The 16571-nt window shown below is 47.8% G+C and carries 15 protein-coding genes, 1 tRNA gene and 1 riboswitch; of the genes, 12 read left to right on the top strand and 4 right to left on the bottom strand.

What is annotated here, in order from left to right:
• The first annotated feature begins 32 nt into the window (after positions 1-32).
• Positions 33-419: a cytochrome b562 gene (locus DFR44_RS07485; RefSeq protein WP_133620646.1), complete on the top strand. Its 387-nt coding sequence runs from the start codon at positions 33-35 to the stop codon at positions 417-419.
• A gap of 72 nt (positions 420-491) precedes the next feature.
• On the opposite strand, the gene purD is transcribed toward DFR44_RS07485, so the two are convergent.
• Positions 492-1760, bottom strand: a complete 1269-nt coding sequence (purD, locus tag DFR44_RS07480; RefSeq protein WP_133620644.1) for a phosphoribosylamine--glycine ligase — start codon at positions 1758-1760, stop codon at positions 492-494.
• A gap of 160 nt (positions 1761-1920) precedes the next feature.
• Here purD and DFR44_RS07475 point away from each other — a divergent pair.
• The 7 genes from DFR44_RS07475 (at position 1921) to secF (ending at position 8975) form a co-directional block, all read left to right on the top strand.
• Positions 1921-1997: transfer RNA gene (locus DFR44_RS07475), tRNA-Val, on the top strand.
• Between the two features lie 148 nt (positions 1998-2145).
• Positions 2146-3174 (top strand): tRNA dihydrouridine(20/20a) synthase DusA, encoded by a 1029-nt coding sequence (gene dusA, locus DFR44_RS07470; RefSeq protein WP_133620642.1) that lies wholly within the window; start codon positions 2146-2148, stop codon positions 3172-3174.
• On the top strand, positions 3167-4261 hold the full coding sequence (queA, locus tag DFR44_RS07465) for a tRNA preQ1(34) S-adenosylmethionine ribosyltransferase-isomerase QueA (protein WP_133620640.1): 1095 nt from the start codon (positions 3167-3169) through the stop codon (positions 4259-4261). The genes dusA and queA overlap by 8 nt, the downstream gene beginning before the upstream one ends.
• A gap of 79 nt (positions 4262-4340) precedes the next feature.
• Positions 4341-5459, top strand: coding sequence for a tRNA guanosine(34) transglycosylase Tgt (gene tgt, locus DFR44_RS07460; protein ID WP_133620638.1), 1119 nt, complete (start codon positions 4341-4343; stop codon positions 5457-5459).
• An 80-nt stretch (positions 5460-5539) separates the two neighbouring features.
• Positions 5540-5872, top strand: coding sequence for a preprotein translocase subunit YajC (gene yajC, locus DFR44_RS07455; protein ID WP_133620636.1), 333 nt, complete (start codon positions 5540-5542; stop codon positions 5870-5872).
• A 236-nt stretch (positions 5873-6108) separates the two neighbouring features.
• A complete protein-coding gene (secD, locus tag DFR44_RS07450; RefSeq protein ID WP_133620634.1) occupies positions 6109-7980 on the top strand; it encodes a protein translocase subunit SecD in 1872 nt (623 codons plus the stop codon).
• A 26-nt stretch (positions 7981-8006) separates the two neighbouring features.
• On the top strand, positions 8007-8975 hold the full coding sequence (secF, locus tag DFR44_RS07445; protein ID WP_133620632.1) for a protein translocase subunit SecF: 969 nt from the start codon (positions 8007-8009) through the stop codon (positions 8973-8975).
• Between the two features lie 57 nt (positions 8976-9032).
• On the opposite strand, the gene DFR44_RS07440 is transcribed toward secF, so the two are convergent.
• The 3 genes from DFR44_RS07440 to DFR44_RS07430 form a co-directional block, all read right to left on the bottom strand.
• A complete protein-coding gene (locus DFR44_RS07440; protein WP_133620630.1) occupies positions 9033-10196 on the bottom strand; it encodes an MFS transporter in 1164 nt (387 codons plus the stop codon).
• A 119-nt stretch (positions 10197-10315) separates the two neighbouring features.
• Complete coding sequence (locus DFR44_RS07435) at positions 10316-10633, bottom strand: cell division protein ZapA (RefSeq protein WP_133620627.1); 318 nt, start codon at positions 10631-10633, stop codon at positions 10316-10318.
• On the bottom strand, positions 10633-10857 hold the full coding sequence (locus DFR44_RS07430; protein WP_133620625.1) for a hypothetical protein: 225 nt from the start codon (positions 10855-10857) through the stop codon (positions 10633-10635). Before DFR44_RS07430 ends, DFR44_RS07435 begins: the two co-directional genes overlap by 1 nt.
• Positions 10858-11040: 183 nt before the next feature.
• A riboswitch (cobalamin riboswitch) is annotated at positions 11041-11292 on the top strand.
• Between the two features lie 65 nt (positions 11293-11357).
• Between DFR44_RS07430 and DFR44_RS07425 the strand changes: the two genes are divergently transcribed.
• The 4 genes from DFR44_RS07425 (at position 11358) to purH (ending at position 16449) form a co-directional block, all read left to right on the top strand.
• Entirely contained in the window at positions 11358-13274 is a 1917-nt protein-coding gene (locus DFR44_RS07425) for a TonB-dependent receptor domain-containing protein (RefSeq protein WP_133620623.1), read from the top strand.
• A 222-nt stretch (positions 13275-13496) separates the two neighbouring features.
• The gene (gene dusB, locus DFR44_RS07420; protein ID WP_133620621.1) at positions 13497-14495 is read left to right on the top strand and encodes a tRNA dihydrouridine synthase DusB; all 999 of its coding nucleotides are present in this window, start codon (positions 13497-13499) and stop codon (positions 14493-14495) included.
• A gap of 53 nt (positions 14496-14548) precedes the next feature.
• Complete coding sequence (locus DFR44_RS07415) at positions 14549-14845, top strand: helix-turn-helix domain-containing protein (protein ID WP_425459566.1); 297 nt, start codon at positions 14549-14551, stop codon at positions 14843-14845.
• 32 nt (positions 14846-14877) lie between these two features.
• On the top strand, positions 14878-16449 hold the full coding sequence (gene purH / locus DFR44_RS07410; RefSeq protein WP_133620619.1) for a bifunctional phosphoribosylaminoimidazolecarboxamide formyltransferase/IMP cyclohydrolase: 1572 nt from the start codon (positions 14878-14880) through the stop codon (positions 16447-16449).
• The last annotated feature ends 122 nt before the right edge of the window (positions 16450-16571 follow it).

Genomic DNA, 16571 nt, shown 5'->3' with positions numbered 1-16571 from the left:
TCTTATATCAAAACATTTTATTGAGGAAACACATGAAAAAATTAAGTCTGATTTTAGTGGCATTGGTCGCCGTGGCTGGCGCAGCGGTTTGGGGTTTTAAATCCGTCACAGGGCCAAACATTGAAGCACCGATGAAACGCATGCAAATGACTTACAAAGCGGCGATGGATAGCAACAATATGGCGGACTTTAAAAATAACGTGACCACGTTGCAAACGACGATTCAAAACGCCAGCACGCTCGAATACGACGGTTCTAAACCCAATCAAGAAATTTACCGTGCGGGCATGCACGAGTTGGATGAGCACATGGCCGCTGTCAACCAAGCCATCGCCGACAATGATTTAGATAAAGCCAAAGCGGCTTTGGCTAAGGTCAATGATTCTAAGAAAAAATATCACAAAGCGTTGGGTGAGTAATCAGCAAGAAGAAAAATCGTTAAAAAAGACCGCTGAGCGGTCTTTTTTTGGCTTGGATGAGACGGAGTTGATTTAGACTAAATCAAGTGCACGATAACCGATGTCATGACGCAATTGCATGCCATCAAATTGGATGCGTTTGACGTGTTCGTATGCCGTGGCTTGCGCTTCACGTAGGGTGTGACCGAGGGCGGTGACACACAGCACCCGTCCGCCCGAAGTCACCACTTGGTCGAATTTGTCCGCCGTGCCTGCGTGGAAAGTAACGCAATCTAAAGTATCGTCAGGCAAAGTGATGGCATCACCCGCGCGAGGCGTGTTGGGGTAATTGGCCGCCGCTAAGACAACGCCCAGAGCCACTTGTTTATTCCATTCAAGTTGAACTTGGTTGAGCGTGCCGTTCGCACCGTGACGCAGCACTTCAAATAAGTCAGAGTCGAGGCGGCGCATAATCGGTTGTGTTTCGGGGTCGCCCATGCGGCAGTTGAATTCGAGCACCTTGATGGAGCCGTCAGGTTGAATCATTAAGCCTGCGTAGAGAAATCCTGTAAAGACGATGCCGTCTTTTTTCATCCCATTTAAGGTGGGGAGGATGACTTCGCGCATGGCGCGTTCGTGAACGTCGGGTGTGACCACGGGTGCGGGCGAATACGCGCCCATGCCGCCCGTGTTCGGCCCTTGGTCGCCATCCAATAAACGTTTATGGTCTTGGCTGGTGGCGAGTGGCACGGCATTTTCACCATCACATAGAACGATGAAGCTGGCTTCTTCGCCATCGAGGAATTCTTCGATGACGACGCGTGCTTGTGTGTCGCCCAAGCGGTTGCTGGCGAGCATGTTGTCAATCGCGGCGTGCGCCTCGTCCAAAGTCATGGCGACAACCACGCCCTTGCCTGCGGCTAAACCATCGGCTTTAATCACGATGGGTGCGCCGTGGGTATTGACGTAAGCGTGTGCGAGGGCAGCGTCGGTGAAGGTGTCGTAGGCTGCTGTTGGAATGGCGTGCCGAAGCATGAAGGCTTTAGAAAACGCTTTAGAAGATTCAAGTTGCGCGGCCTCTTGCGTGGGGCCAAAGATGGCTAAATCCGCAGTACGGAAGGCGTTGACCACGCCTTTGGCTAAGGGGGCTTCGGGGCCGACCACAGTCAAGACAACATCGTTATCTTGGGCAAATTTAACCAATGCTGCATTATCAACCTGTGTGATGTTTTGGGTTTTTTGCAAGCGTGCTGTACCTGCGTTGCCAGGTGCGACGAATACTTTCGTGACTTGTGGAGATTGGGCAATTTTCCAAGCAAGTGCATGTTCGCGCCCGCCTGAACCAATGATAAGAACATTCATAATGATGATTTTTTATAAAAAATGAAACAGGTAACAAAGACTAAGCATTTTACTCGACTTAAGGGTTTATGGCTGGGCTAATTGAAAAACTGCACTTAAGTGTGCGCAGAATGGTTGCTGAAATTTATTTTTGTGTGTTACAATCGCCGTTCTTAAAAATAGGCGGTTAGCTCAGTTGGTTAGAGCGCCACGTTGACATCGTGGAGGTCGTTGGTTCGAACCCAATATCGCCTACCAAATTTTATACAAAGCCCCGCATGGTCGGGGCTTTGTTCATTGATGTAATCGCTCTTGAGTGTTACAAAGCGACCGCGCGACCGCAAGTGGCAGCGCAAAAGCATCGCGCTGGCGTGAGTGAGCTGCTGGCTGTAACTGAATGGTTGATATGACTTCTCTCGTTTCTCATGCATCGTCTGTCGCCTCGCTTGAGCAGGCGCGTCGATTTTCAATTGCCCCCATGCTCGATTGGACGGACAGGCATTGCCGTTATTTTCATCGCTTGCTGAGTAAGAATGTTTTGCTCTATACCGAGATGGTGAATGTCAATGCGATTATTCATGGTGATACCGCCCGTCATTTGGATTTTGATGCCAGTGAGCACCCGCTCGCATTGCAGGTCGGTGGCAGTGATGTGCGGGCGTTGGCGCAGTGTGCCAAAATTGCTGAACAGTGGGGCTACGATGAAATCAATATCAATTGCGGTTGCCCATCTGAACGGGTGCAAAGCGGTGCTTTTGGCGCGTGTTTAATGGCGGAGCCATTTTTGGTCGCCGATGCCGTGAAAGCGATGCGTGATGCGTGTTCCATTGATGTCACGGTCAAGCATCGGATTGGTTTGGATAAAAATGAAGATTATGGTTTTGTACGCGATTTCATCGGTGCGGTCAGTGAGGCGGGGTGCGCTACTTTTGTCGTGCATGCGCGTAATGCTTGGCTAAAGGGTTTGTCGCCGAAAGAAAATCGCGACATTCCGCCGCTGCGCTATGAGGTGGTGCATCAGTTGAAACGCGATTTTCCACAGTTGAATATTATAATTAATGGTGGCTTGGCAGATTTTGATGTTATTCAGCAGCAGTTGCAGCATGTGGATGGCGTGATGGTCGGGCGACAGGCGTACCATGAACCGTATTGGCTGGCGCGGGTGGATGGGCTGTTCTTTGGCGACGAGTCGCCTGCTCCTAGCCGCCGTGACATTTTAGAGCAACTGCTCACTTATGCTGAACGTCAAATTTTACAAGGGGTCCCGTTGCGTAACATGACGCGACACTGGTTGAACTTGTATCATGGTGTGGCGGGCGCTCGGACGTGGCGCCGACATTTGTCGGACGCGAAGCTATTGGCGAGCAATGATGTCCGCTTGTTATTGAAAGATGTACCGAATGATGCCTTGCTTGAAGTGAATGAATATGATTGAGAACCGATTTCCAACGCCCTTGCCGACGGATGCCACGCCGCTGACGTTGGCGCATTTTAATTATGACTTGCCTGAACAGCTCATCGCGCAGATGCCTGCGGCAGAGCGCAGTGCAAGTCGATTGTTGGTGGTGCATGGTGAAAACGATGTGGTGGATGAACGGTTTACCGATATTGTGAAGCACCTGAAAGCGGGTGATGTGTTGGTTATGAACAACACCAAGGTCATCAAGGCCCGCCTGTTTGGACATAAGGCCAGCGGTGGAAAAGTTGAGGTGATGTTTGACCGCGTGACGGGGACGCATCGAGGCATTGCACAAATCCGCGCTTCAAAAACGCCTGCGATAGGCTCTACATTGCGCATCAACGATGCTTTTCACCTCACGGTGTTGGCAAAAAACGATCGCTTTTATGAGTTGGAAAGCGATGCGCCGATATTGGAGATGCTAGAGCAACACGGCCATTTGCCACTGCCGCCTTATATTGACCATGCCGCCGATGATTTTGATGCCAATCGTTATCAGACCGTATTTGCCGAGCATGCGGGTGCAGTGGCTGCTCCTACGGCGGGCTTGCATTTTGATGAACATATTTTAAAAGCCTTAACAGATAAAGGTGTACAGCTGGCGTACGTGACGTTGCATGTGGGGGCGGGTACATTTTTGCCCGTGTCGAGTGAAAATTTAGACGCGCATGTGATGCACCAAGAGTGGTTCGAAATACCAGCGCACACAGCAGATGTCATCAATGCAGCGCGGCTTAAAGGTGGGCGTGTGGTCGCAGTTGGAACGACAAGTTTGCGCGCACTGGAATCGGCTGCTGCGCTACAAAATCCTGAGTATGCCCGTGATTGGCAATTGCAGCCGCACAGTGCAGATACCAAATTGTTCATTCGACCGCCGTATCGTTTTCGTTTGGTGGACGTATTGGTGACCAATTTTCACCTGCCTCAATCGACTTTATTGATGCTGGTTTCGGCGTTTAGCGGGGTGGAAACCATGCGAGGTGCGTATAATCATGCCATTTCGCAAGGGTATCGCTTTTTTAGTTATGGCGATGCGATGATATTAACGTGTTGTCAAAAATGAACGGTGCTTTGCAGGGGGCTTTTTGACGCATTTAGACAGAATTTTAAACAGAATCAATTAAAAAATATTTTTTGAACTCATGAGCTTAAATTTTAAATTACATAAAACCAGCGGTAAGGCGCGTCGTGGCACGATGACGCTGAATCATGGCGTGGTCGAAACGCCGATTTTTATGCCTGTTGGGACTTACGGCGCGGTCAAGGGCATGAACCCAGACATGTTGGGTGATATCAATGCCCAAATTATTTTGGGCAATACCTTTCATTTATGGTTGCGCCCAGGTTTGGATGTGATGAAAACCCATGGCGGGTTGCATCAATTTATGAATTGGAATAAGCCGATTCTGACGGATTCAGGCGGGTTTCAGGTGTTTTCGCTCGGCGAGATGCGCAAAATTTCAGAAGAAGGCGTGATGTTCAGCTCGCCCGTGAATGGTGATAAATTGTTTTTAACCCCCGAAGTGTCGATGCAGATTCAAACCGTGCTCAACAGCGATATTGTCATGCAGTTTGACGAATGCACGCCGTACCCCGCTTCAGAAAAAGAGGCGCGAGACTCAATGGAAATGAGTTTGCGCTGGGCAAAACGGTCATTGAATGAATTTAATGCACAGAACAACCCCAATGCTTTATTTGGCATTGTTCAAGGCGGCATGTATACGCATTTACGCGATGAGTCGTTGGCGGGTTTGAATGAATTGGATTTTCATGGCACGGCCATTGGTGGTTTGTCGGTGGGCGAGCCGAAAGAAGATTTTTATCGGGTGCTGGAATATGTCGGGCATCGTTTACCTGCACACAAGCCGCGTTATTTGATGGGGGTGGGTACGCCTGAAGATTTAGTCTATGGCGTGCAACAGGGGGTGGACATGTTTGATTGTGTCATGCCAACGCGCAATGCACGCAATGGCTGGTTGTTTACGCGCTTTGGTGATTTAAAAATCAAAAATGCGCGGTATAAGCACGACACTGCACCGATTGACGACACGTGCACATGCTATGCTTGCCGTCACTTTAGCCGTTCGTATTTGCATCATTTGCACAAAATGAATGAAATGCTAGGGGCGCAGCTCAATACGATTCATAATTTGCACTACTATCTGCAATTGATGCAAGAGTTGCGCGATGGTTTGGACAACGACCGCTTTGACGAAGTGGTGGCGCAATTTCATGCCAATCGTGCGCGGGGCATTGCATAAGATAAGTTGCGGCAAGATGTCGCCGATTAAACATCTGGTGCTATAATCGCGCCTGTATTATTTTTATTTTTGGAGTGGATATGTTTTTTATTACCGATGCACATGCTCAAGCTGCAGGTGAAATGTCAGGCGGCGCGTTAGCCCAATTTTTGCCGTTCATTTTGATGTTCGTATTGTTGTATTTCCTGATGATTCGTCCTCAAATGAAACGCCAAAAAGAGCAAAAAGCCATGTTGGCCGCCTTGAAAAAAGGCGATGAAGTGGCGACCATTGGTGGTGTGGTGGGTAAAATCACCAAAACCGACGACAATTTCGTCACATTGGAAGTGGCACGCGCAGCAGGACAAGCGGTGGAGATGCAATTCCAACGCGGCGCGGTGCAGTCAATTTTGCCGATGGGTTCAATCAAGTAATCTGAGTGTTCACTTGAAAAAGATGTAAAGCCGCCATGCCGCATTTGTGGTCATGGCGGTTTGTGGTTTATTGGAATATCAATAAGGCATGATAAGCAAGTTTCAGCGTGCTGATTGTGCCTTATGATTTTGTTGTCATCTCTTTGGTCTTTTCGGTGTTTTCTCGACAAAGATTTTAAATCTAATCACGAAAAAATTTGATTGTGTTTTTTCGTAAGTACTGTGTGAGTGATGGTATGAACCGTTATCCGTTGTGGAAATATATAGTAATTTTAGTGGTGCTGTTATTTGGCCTGATTTATACCGCCCCCAATTTTTTTGGTGAGGTGCCCGCTGTTCAAGTGTCGGCGAGCAAGTCGACTGTTAAAGTCACGTCGCAGATGCAGAGTATGATTGAGCAGACTTTGGCCGCTCAAAACATCAGCAACACAGGCGTGTATTTTAGCCAAAATGGCAGTGTGGGCTCATTTCGCATTCGTTTCAAAGATACGGACACGCAGCTTAAAGCCAAAGAAGTGTTGAATGCGGCTCTCAATCCCAATTCAGACGACCCGCAGTATATTGTTGCGTTGAACCTAATGTCTAACTCGCCCAATTGGTTGAGTGCGTTGGGCGCCCGCCCGATGGCCTTGGGCTTGGATTTGCGTGGCGGCGTGCATTTCTTGCTTGAAGTCAAAATGGATGGCGCGATTCAAAAGCGTTTGGACAGTTTACAAAACGAATTGACCTTATCCTTAAAAGACAAAAGAATCATTGTCGCGAACAGTGACAACAAAAACGGCGTTTTGACGTTGATGTTTGACAGCCCTGATACAGCCAATAATGCGCGTGGCGAAATTCTGAAAACGCATACTGATTTGAATATCACGCCCAATGGCAATAATCTTGATATTGCTTTGACCGAAGTGGCGACTCAAGAAGTCAAAACAAATGCCTTGAAACAAAACATCAGCACTTTGCATAACCGCGTGAATGAATTGGGTGTTGCTGAACCTGTGGTGCAACAGCAGGGTGCAGACCGCATTGTGGTCGAGTTGCCTGGTGTGCAAGACACGGCAAAAGCCAAAGACTTAATCGGCCGCACGGCAACGTTGCAAATGCGCTTGGTTGAAACGGGTAACGGCTTTAATAACGAAAAATTTAAAAATGGTGACGGTGAAGTGGTGGTCAAAAAACAAGTGATTGTTTCAGGCGACTCAGTGACCAACGCAACGGTTACCTTCACACAAGAAAATCAACCCGCAGTCAGCGTGACGCTGGACAGTGCGGCGGGTAAGGTGATGCGTCAAACCACGCACGATAACTTGAAAAAGCCAATGGCGATTCTCTTGTTTGAAAAAGGCAAAGGCGAAGCCATTTCGGTTTCAACCATCCAAGGCGAGTTTGGCGATAGTTTCCAAATTACGGGTTCGGGTTCAGCCGAGGAGGCCAATGATTTGGCGGTACTCTTGCGCGCAGGGGCATTGGCCGCGCCCATGGAAATTATCAACGAGCGCACGGTGGGCCCGTCTTTGGGGGCGGATAATATTGACAAGGGGTTTAACTCTTTGAAATATGGTTTCTTAGCGGTTGCCCTATTCATGCTCATTTATTACCGCATGTTTGGCGTATTTTCGGTCATTTCATTGGGCATGAACTTATTGTTATTGATTGCTTTATTGTCGTGGATCGGTGCAACCATGACCTTGCCTGGTATCGCCGCGATTGCTTTAACGCTTGGTATGGCGATTGACTCCAACGTTTTGATTAATGAACGGGTACGCGAGGAGTTGCGGAATGGGGCTACGCCTAAAAATGCAATTATGCTGGGTTATGACCGTGCTTTTGCAACGATTCTGGATTCGAACTTCACCACTTTAATTGCAGGTTTGGCCTTGCTCTTGTTTGGCTCAGGTCCGATTAAAGGTTTTGCGGTGGTGCATTGTTTGGGTATTTTGACGTCAATGTTCTCAGCCGTGTTCTTCTCGCGTGGTTTGGTAAATCTGTGGTACGGTCGTCGTGCGCGTTTGGCCAGCATTTCAATCGGTCAGGTTTGGCGTGCTGAAGCGAATACTGATACTGCAATTACGCAAGTCATGGATGAAGCCTCATCGGCTTCTAAAAAATAATAGATATCGGATAAAGGGGTTATAAAATGGAATTTTTCCGATTTAAAAAAGACATCAATTTCATGAAATACGCGGTTACGTTTAACGTGATTTCGTTGGTGACATTCTTTTTAGCGGTGTTTTTCTTGTTTTCACGTGGACTGCATTTTTCAATTGAGTTTACGGGCGGTACGCTGACAGAGGTGCAGTACACGCAAGCGGCGAACCTAGACAGCATCCGCGACAGTTTGAAAAAAATAGGGTATACCGACGCGCAAGTTCAAAATTTTGGTAGTCCGCGTGATGTTTTGATTCGCTTACCGATTAAAGAGGGCGTTGAAAGTAAAGTTCAAAGTGAGCAAGTGTTAACTGCTTTGCAAGCTGAGGATTCAACCGTTAAATTGCAACGAACTGAGTTTGTCGGTCCGCAAATTGGTAAAGAGCTTGCCAGCGATGGTGGTAAGGCTTTGTTGTTTGTCGTGATTGGGATTGTGTTGTATTTGGCATTTCGCTTTGAGTTTAAGTTTGCGGTCGCAGGTATTATTGCCAACTTACACGACGTGGTCATTATTTTGGGCTTTTTCGCGTTTTTTCAGTGGGAGTTTTCACTCTCGGTATTAGCTGCGATTTTGGCGATTTTGGGTTATTCCGTCAATGAGTCTGTGGTGATTTTTGACCGTATTCGAGAAGTGTTCCGTGACCCCAAAGGTCGTGGCTTGACTGTCCCTGCGGTGATGAATCATGCGATTACCTCGACCACGAGCCGTACAATCATCACCCACGGTTCAACACAACTGATGGTTTTGGCGATGTTCTTTTTTGGCGGTCCAACATTGCATTACTTCTCATTGGCGTTGACGATTGGTATTTGTTTTGGTATTTACTCATCGGTGTTTGTGGCCGCTGCGATTGCCATGTGGCTGGGGGTGACGGCCAAAGATTTGGCGGTGCCTGAGAATGAGCTGGGTCGAGATGGTGTTGACCGACGCGATCCAAATTTTGGCGCGCAAGTATAAGCAAAGCATAATAAACCATAAAAAAATCCCACGGCCGAGGCAGTGGGATTTTTTTGATTAGCTTTTTGACCGTGATATTTTCCAGCGACTTTCAAAACAAATAAGCAACGTGCCAAATACCACTAATGTCAATGCCGTTGCCAGTCCCAAATGTTCTGCTAAATAGCCGAGCAATGCGGGGCCGCCCAATAAACTGGCGTAACCCATGCCAGCGGCGAAGGCAACGCCGCGAGCGGGAGGAACGCCCGCAATGTTTGCAGCCCTTACAAACAATAAAGGCACCAAGTTGGCGTAACCCAAGCCCGCGAACACAAGTGCAAGTAAAGCCAAGGGTGCATTTGGAGCCATTAAAAATCCAACCAACATTAGACTGGCTAAAGCACTGCTGAAAAAAAGTAATGGCAATGTGGCGTAGCGCGCACGTAAATTGTCACCTAAAAAGCGAGCCACTGTCATGCCTGATGCAAATGCAGCCATGGACAGAGCGGTTTGAGTGGCGCTGGCGGATTTAATGTCACGCAAAAATAAACCAGACCAATCGCCGACAGCACCTTCCGCAAAAAAACTAATCGCAGTCAATGCCGCAACGATAATCAGTGCGCGTGGTGCGCGCTGGTGAACTGTTGTGCTGTCCTGCTTTTGCGCCACCACATCTTCAGGATAGCATAGCGACACCCACCACCACATCGCCCCAAGTGCCAGTGCTGAAAAAAACCATACGCTGGTTGTATAAGATAAAGTCAAATACAGCACCAAAGCGGCAGCGGCACTGCCCAAGATATTGCCTAAACTGTAGCCACCATGAAATAAAGACAATGAAGGTTTTTGTAAGTGGTGTTCAACGTTAAAGGCATGACTGTTCATCGACGCATCCAACGCGCCGCAGCAAAACCCCACGCAAACCGATGCCATCATGAGTGCAACAAAAGAGGGGGCTGCTATCATTAAAGGAAAAAGCAGCCACATGCCGCAACCCGCAACCCGCATGACTGCACGTGTGTTATGTCGTGCAATCAATTTGGGTATGACAATGGTCGCGCCCACCGCGCCCATGCCAAAACAAAAAATATTGAGCCCAATCATGTCGTTGCTCAGGGCTAAACGTTTTTGTAACAGCGGAATGGCCGCGGCCCACAATCCGACTAACACGCCGAAAGAGGCAAAGATGCCGAATAGAGCGATTTGAACTGTGCGAGGATGAGGCGATTTGGGCATGGTCATTAAAATAGGCAATGATTAAAAAATAGACATAAAAAACGGCTGGTCATAACGACCAACCGCAAGAATGGATAGATGAAAGCTTGATGGGCGCAGAGTCTAAATCATTTACATTTAAAGATTTAAAGTAATGAAGGGTGAGACTCGTTGAGCACCTCGTCAATGCTGTCATTCATTCGGTTAATGCGCTGGGTTGCCTCGATGCTTGTGCTGTTTTGAAGGTTAAGTTGAAGCAGTTCATGAGCAATTTGTAATGCGGCAAACACGGCGATTTTATCATGTCCCGATAAATCCATTTGTTGGTTAATCATTTGCATTTTTTGGTCAACCAGAGCGACCGAAGCGAGTAAAGAGGCTTTTTCATCGGGTGCGCACAGTAAGGTGTAGTTGCGACCTAAAATCGTGACATTAAGCGCATCTTTTTTGACGGCATGATTCATTATTTGCTCCCTTCTGTATCGGAAGCTTCGTCATGTTGTTCCAAAGAGTGCAAGAGTAAGTCGATTCGATTTTGAGCTTGCGCCATGTGCTCAAGCAGCTGCTGATTTTCGGTGCGCAATGCAGCATTGGTCTCACGCAAGCTGAGGTTCGTGGCACGAATTTGTGAAATATGGGCGATGAGTTGCGCCAATTTTTGTTCGAGGTCTTTAAGGGGTGTGAGCATGTTTAAATATTGTTATGGGTTGACAGGGTGATGTGAGTCAAGCACAAATTGGTTTTACATCGGAACAAGTGCGCAGATAAACGAATAACACTGCGTCATATCGCGTCTATTTTACTCGAAAATGATGAAAGTGCATGTGGGAATGGTGGGGTTTTTCCATTGCCTTTTTATAGGCTATCCAGTACAGTGACACCACCTATTGGTGCTCTTGCCTGATTTTTACAGGCACAGAGTGAAACGGGAAATCGGCAGCGTTGACCACAATGCGCTGACCATGCTGCACCCGCAACGGTATGCCCTGACTGAATTGAGTCCGCGCCAACAATAAACCACTGTCTGATTGTGTACCCCGCACCTCGCGGGCGTGCTGCTCTGATGGGAAGGTGTTTGGCGTTATGGGTTAGCCCGGAGACCGACCAATGGAGCGCGTGCGCAGATGAAAATAACGCGCGTGTTTCTTTTAACCCATGCTTTGCGGGTCGCAAAGTTGAGGAGTAAACATGACAGTATTTAAAACTGATGCACGTTTGGTGTGTCCGAAATTCACGCGCGCGTACGTGCGCATACAAATGGTTTGGGGTGGGTGTGTGATGCTGGGGGCAAGTGCCGCTTATGCGCAAACACCTGCCGCTAAAAACCAAGCTGATGACAAAGCACTTCCTGAGGTGGTGATTACCGCTGCGCGAAGTGAGCAAATGGTTGCAGATGCTTTACCCAGTACCACGGTGATTTCAAGGGCAGATATTGAAAATGCATCTGTGTCCGATGTGAGCAGCTTGTTAAGAATGCAGACAGGCGTAGTGATTCGACAATCGGGTGTGCAAGGTAGCCGTCCTACAGGAGTGACTATGCGAGGGGCCGAGCCGCGCCATACCTTGATATTGTTGGATGGTGTTCCCATGAGTAGTTTGTCCGCTGGGACGGGGGCTTTGGAGCAAATACCACTATCAGTGATTGAGCGCATCGAAATTGTTCGAGGGAATGTGTCCGCGTTATACGGCTCACAAGCAACAGGCGGGGTGGTGCAAGTGTTCACCCGAAAAATGAGCGCGGAACAAAATTTGACGGTGCGAGTGGCGGCGGGGTCGCATGGGCAGCGTCAAGCCTCGGCACAAGTGAGTGGCGGTACAGATAAGGTGCAGGCGACTTTTGGTATTGCGCATGAAGAAGAGAACGCAATCAGTGCCATGAACCAAACCGTGCGCCCGTTTGCCAATGCGGATAAAGATAAATACAAAAATGACAGTGCCAATGGTGCGGTGCGTTATCGACCGAATGACAATAACGAGTTTGGTTTGCGTTTTTTTGAAAGCCGTGGCAAGGGTGATTACGATAATCAGTACGATGACCCAGATGCGAATTTGCACAACACCGTGCGGCTGCAAAACATCAGTTTGTACTCCAATAATCGCATCACGGATTATTGGAAAAGCAGCCTGCGCTTGTCACAATACACGGACAAAGCCAATAATTATGCCTATTACGGCAACGATGAAAACAAAACCCGCACGCGGGAAATGGTTTGGCAAAACGACATTCACAGCGAGATGGGCGATTACATCATCGGATTTTCGCACAACCAACAAAAACTAAGCAGTACCACCGCTTATGACAACACAAGCCGAAAGACCGATAGTATGTGGCTTGGTTATGTTCTGGATAAAAACCGCCATCATTTGCAGCTAAACGCACGCACCGACAAGATGTCAGGTCTTGCGCGTGAAAACACAGGCTCGATTAATTACGGCTTTGATGTCAGTGAGCGTTGGCGAGTGTTTGGTGGTTATAGCAATGGTTTTTCAGCCCCCACATTTGATGAGCTGTACTATCCTGGCTATTATGCGTTTGGCACATACTATCCGTCCTCCAATCCAAACTTAAAGTCAGAGCACGCCGTATACACGCAAATTGGAGCGCAATACGTGGGTGAACATTTGACCAGCCGCATCACCGCTTTTGAAACACGCTATCGCGACAAAATAGCTTTGGACTCAAACTACATTCCGTACAACCTCAATCGCGCGACAGCAAAAGGCATTGAGTGGCATGGCACGTACAATCAAAATGGTTGGACAGCAGATATTGGCTTGACCTATCAAAATGTTGAAAATACAGATACAGGAGAACGTTTGTTGCGACAACCGCGCGTGTTTGGCAGCATCGGTGTAGGCAAAACGTGGGGAAAATGGTCGGCTCAACTCAACTGGCAGCTGCAAGGCCATATGAAAGACGTCGAAGGCAGTACGGTCGCAGGCTATGGTGTGCTCAATGCCGCTGCGTATTACAACTTGACGAAGACGCTCAAGTTCGGTCTCAGTGTGGGCAATGTGTTTAATCGCACCTATCAGCCACTGTATGGCTACAATGCCATGCCGCGCAATGTCTTGCTCTCACTGCAGTACCAACCAAAATGGTAAGTGAAGTGGTGAGTCACACATGAGCTGTTGTTTTTGATATAGAAAGCGTGTCATTCGACGCGCTTTCTATATTTCGATAGCTCATTTGTCAAGCAAAATATTGCTTATTTTTTACGCAGATTGTCTGCGAAGCGTTCATGCTTTTTGATACAATGTCACCATCAAAAACCTTCGCTCTGCAATACCATACCAAGGCGATTTCTCCACGAGTTGAAAAGTTTTATGCGCATTGGTTCTCATCAACTTCCCAATAATTTATTTGTCGCTCCAATGGCAGGGGTAACCGATAGGCCGTTTCGTCAGCTGTGTAAAACACTAGGGGCGGGTTACGCCGTATCTGAAATGGCAGCGAGCAACCCGTTGTTGTGGAAAACCGATAAAAGTACCCGTCGCTTAAATCATGATGGTGAAACATCGCCGATTGCCGTGCAAATCGCGGGTTCAGATGCGGCCATGTTGGCACATGCTGCGCAATTTAATGTGGACAAAGGCGCGCAAATCATTGACATTAATATGGGATGCCCCGCCAAAAAAGTATGCAATGTCGCGGCGGGTTCATCCTTGTTGCGCAATGAACGCTTGGTAGCTGAAATCATTGAGGCGGTGGTGAAAGCGGTATCCGTGCCCGTGACCTTGAAATTTCGCACGGGCTGGAATGCGAATCATAAAAATGCAATGACCATCGCACGCATCGCGGAAGCTGCGGGCGTACAAATGTTAACTTTGCATGGACGCACGCGAGCAGATGGCTACAAAGGCGAGGCTGAATATGACACCATTCGTGCGGTGAAAGCGGCGGTTTCTATTCCCGTGGTCGCCAATGGCGACATCACATCGCCAGCAAAAGCCAAAGACGTACTTAATTATACAGGCGCGGATGCCATTATGATTGGACGTGCGGCGCAAGGTCGCCCTTGGATTTTTAGGGAAATTGCGGCTTTTTTGCAAGATGGTGAATTGTTGCCTGCACCGACCGTTATTGAGGCGAAACACTTGCTTCTAGCGCACCTGCAGGAGCACTATGATTTTTATGGTGAACGAACAGGCATGCTGACGGCACGCAAGCATATTGGCTGGTATGTTCAAAATATCATGGGCGGCTTGGATTTTCGTCGCCGAATGAATGATTTAAACACCTTGGACGCGCAATATCAGTCGGTGGCGGATTTTTTTGATGAATTGGCGGTGCATCACGAGCGCCTGCCTTATCTGGATGTTTAATGTAGTGGTATTTTTTAAACTTTTATTTCACACATAAATTAAGAATTAATAAGATGAGTACAAGTAGTTTTGAATTGGTTAACGCAGAACTTTCACACGACGAAATGGTCGACATCAGTGAGTGCATCCAGCACCATTTTAAGGTGTATCTGAATGCACTTGAAGGTGCTGAAGGCGCGCAACCTCATGATTTACACCAAATGTTATTGACGGCCTGTGAAAAGCCTTTGCTTGAATTGGTTATGGAAAAAACCAAAGGTAACCAAAGTTTAGCCAGCGAATGGCTGGGCATCAACCGTGCCACATTGCGTAAAAAATTATTGGCGTATGACTTAGAAGCCAAAAAATAATTTCTTCTTTTATTTAAATTCTTAAGGCTATCATGATTAAAACCGCTCTACTTTCAGTGTCTGATAAAACAGGCGTTCTTGAATTAGCACAGTCTTTGCACGCACGAGGTGTCAAACTTTTGTCGACAGGTGGGACGGCAAAATTGTTGGCAGACAACGGTTTGCCCGTTGTTGAGGTGGCGAACCATACAGGTTTTCCAGAAATGCTCGATGGCCGCGTGAAAACCTTACATCCTACAATTCATGGTGGACTGCTCGCGCGTCGAGAGTTGAGTGAACACATGGACGCGCTGGCTGCACATGGAATTGAAACCATTGATATGTTGGTCGTCAACCTGTACCCGTTTGAAGCGACAGTCGCGAAAGCGGGTTGCACGTTGGAAGATGCGATTGAAAACATCGACATTGGCGGTCCTGCGATGGTGCGCAGTGCAGCAAAAAACTGGCGAGATGTTGTTGTGTTGACAGACGCTTCGCAATACGCATCGGTGCTGGAAGAGTTGAATGCCAGAGGTGATGTGTCTGAGGCCTCAAAATTCAAGTTGTCAGTTGCGGCATTCAATCGCATCAGTCAATATGATGGCGCCATATCCGATTACTTATCAAGCATTCAAGAAGATGGTACTCGCGCTTTATTTCCTCAACAAACCAATGGGCAATTTGTAAAATTACAAGACCTGCGTTACGGTGAAAACCCGCATCAAAGTGCGGCGTTTTATCGCGATGTAAATCCCGCACCAGGTTCTTTGGTCACTGCGGTTCAATTGCAAGGCAAAGAACTCAGTTATAACAATATTGCCGATGCCGACGCGGCATGGGAATGTGTTAAATCCTTTGATGTGCCTGCATGTGTCATTGTCAAACACTCAAACCCTTGTGGTGTCGCCATGGGTGTCAATGCGCTCGAGGCTTATGAAAAAGCATTTAAAACAGATTCAACCTCAGCTTTTGGTGGCATTATTGCTTTCAATGGTGTGCTCGACGGCGTGGCCGCGCACGTGGTGTCCAAACAATTTGTTGAGGTATTGATTGCCACAGACTACACGCCAGAAGCATTGGAAGTATTTAAAACAAAGAGTAATGTGCGTGTGCTCAAAATCGCTTTGCCCAAAGGCGATGGGATTGGACATACTCAAAACCAGATGGATGTTAAACGCGTCGGTTCTGGCTTGTTGATACAAACAGCGGATTGCCTTAGCATGAGTAGGGCTGATTTGCAGGTTGTTACTGTAAAACAACCAACAGAGCAGCAACTGGATGATTTGTTGTTCGCATGGAAAGTGGCAAAGTTCGTTAAGTCAAATGCCATTGTGTTTTGCGCAGGTGGAATGACCTTAGGGGTTGGCGCAGGACAAATGAGTCGCATTGACTCGGCGCGCATCGCTTCAATTAAAGCCGAACATGCTGGCTTAAGTTTACAAGGCTCGGCAGTTGCCTCAGATGCATTCTTCCCCTTCCGCGACGGTTTGGACGTGGTGGTTGATGCGGGCGCAAGCTGCGTGATTCAACCAGGTGGTTCAATGCGCGACGACGAAGTGATTGCAGCAGCCAATGAGCGCGGCATCGTGATGGTCACAACAGGTGTCCGTCATTTCCGCCATTAACAACTAAAATAAAATGGTCGAAGGTGTAAAAACTTCTTGACAGAAATGTTTGATGTGTTCATAATCTCGCTTCTGTTGTGGCCGAGGTCGCAGCAGGATGCGAAGGTTGTGCAGTGTTGAGT

Origin of the sequence: Hydromonas duriensis (assembly GCF_004363775.1) — a bacterium.
GTDB lineage: Bacteria > Pseudomonadota > Gammaproteobacteria > Burkholderiales > Burkholderiaceae > Hydromonas > Hydromonas duriensis.
This window is presented reverse-complemented; position numbering and strand designations above follow the sequence as displayed.

Bases quoted from the DNA above. Each gene is read 5' to 3' on its own strand.
- DFR44_RS07485 (WP_133620646.1), top strand. From the start codon at position 33: ATGAAAAAATTAAGTCTGATTTTAGTGGCATTGGTCGCCGTGGCTGGC.
- purD (WP_133620644.1), bottom strand. From the start codon at position 1,760: ATGAATGTTCTTATCATTGGTTCAGGCGGGCGCGAACATGCACTTGCT.
- dusA (WP_133620642.1), top strand. From the start codon at position 2,146: ATGACTTCTCTCGTTTCTCATGCATCGTCTGTCGCCTCGCTTGAGCAG.
- queA (WP_133620640.1), top strand. From the start codon at position 3,167: ATGATTGAGAACCGATTTCCAACGCCCTTGCCGACGGATGCCACGCCG.
- tgt (WP_133620638.1), top strand. From the start codon at position 4,341: ATGAGCTTAAATTTTAAATTACATAAAACCAGCGGTAAGGCGCGTCGT.
- yajC (WP_133620636.1), top strand. From the start codon at position 5,540: ATGTTTTTTATTACCGATGCACATGCTCAAGCTGCAGGTGAAATGTCA.
- secD (WP_133620634.1), top strand. From the start codon at position 6,109: ATGAACCGTTATCCGTTGTGGAAATATATAGTAATTTTAGTGGTGCTG.
- secF (WP_133620632.1), top strand. From the start codon at position 8,007: ATGGAATTTTTCCGATTTAAAAAAGACATCAATTTCATGAAATACGCG.
- DFR44_RS07440 (WP_133620630.1), bottom strand. From the start codon at position 10,196: ATGACCATGCCCAAATCGCCTCATCCTCGCACAGTTCAAATCGCTCTA.
- DFR44_RS07435 (WP_133620627.1), bottom strand. From the start codon at position 10,633: ATGAATCATGCCGTCAAAAAAGATGCGCTTAATGTCACGATTTTAGGT.
- DFR44_RS07430 (WP_133620625.1), bottom strand. From the start codon at position 10,857: ATGCTCACACCCCTTAAAGACCTCGAACAAAAATTGGCGCAACTCATC.
- DFR44_RS07425 (WP_133620623.1), top strand. From the start codon at position 11,358: ATGACAGTATTTAAAACTGATGCACGTTTGGTGTGTCCGAAATTCACG.
- dusB (WP_133620621.1), top strand. From the start codon at position 13,497: ATGCGCATTGGTTCTCATCAACTTCCCAATAATTTATTTGTCGCTCCA.
- DFR44_RS07415 (WP_425459566.1), top strand. From the start codon at position 14,549: ATGAGTACAAGTAGTTTTGAATTGGTTAACGCAGAACTTTCACACGAC.
- purH (WP_133620619.1), top strand. From the start codon at position 14,878: ATGATTAAAACCGCTCTACTTTCAGTGTCTGATAAAACAGGCGTTCTT.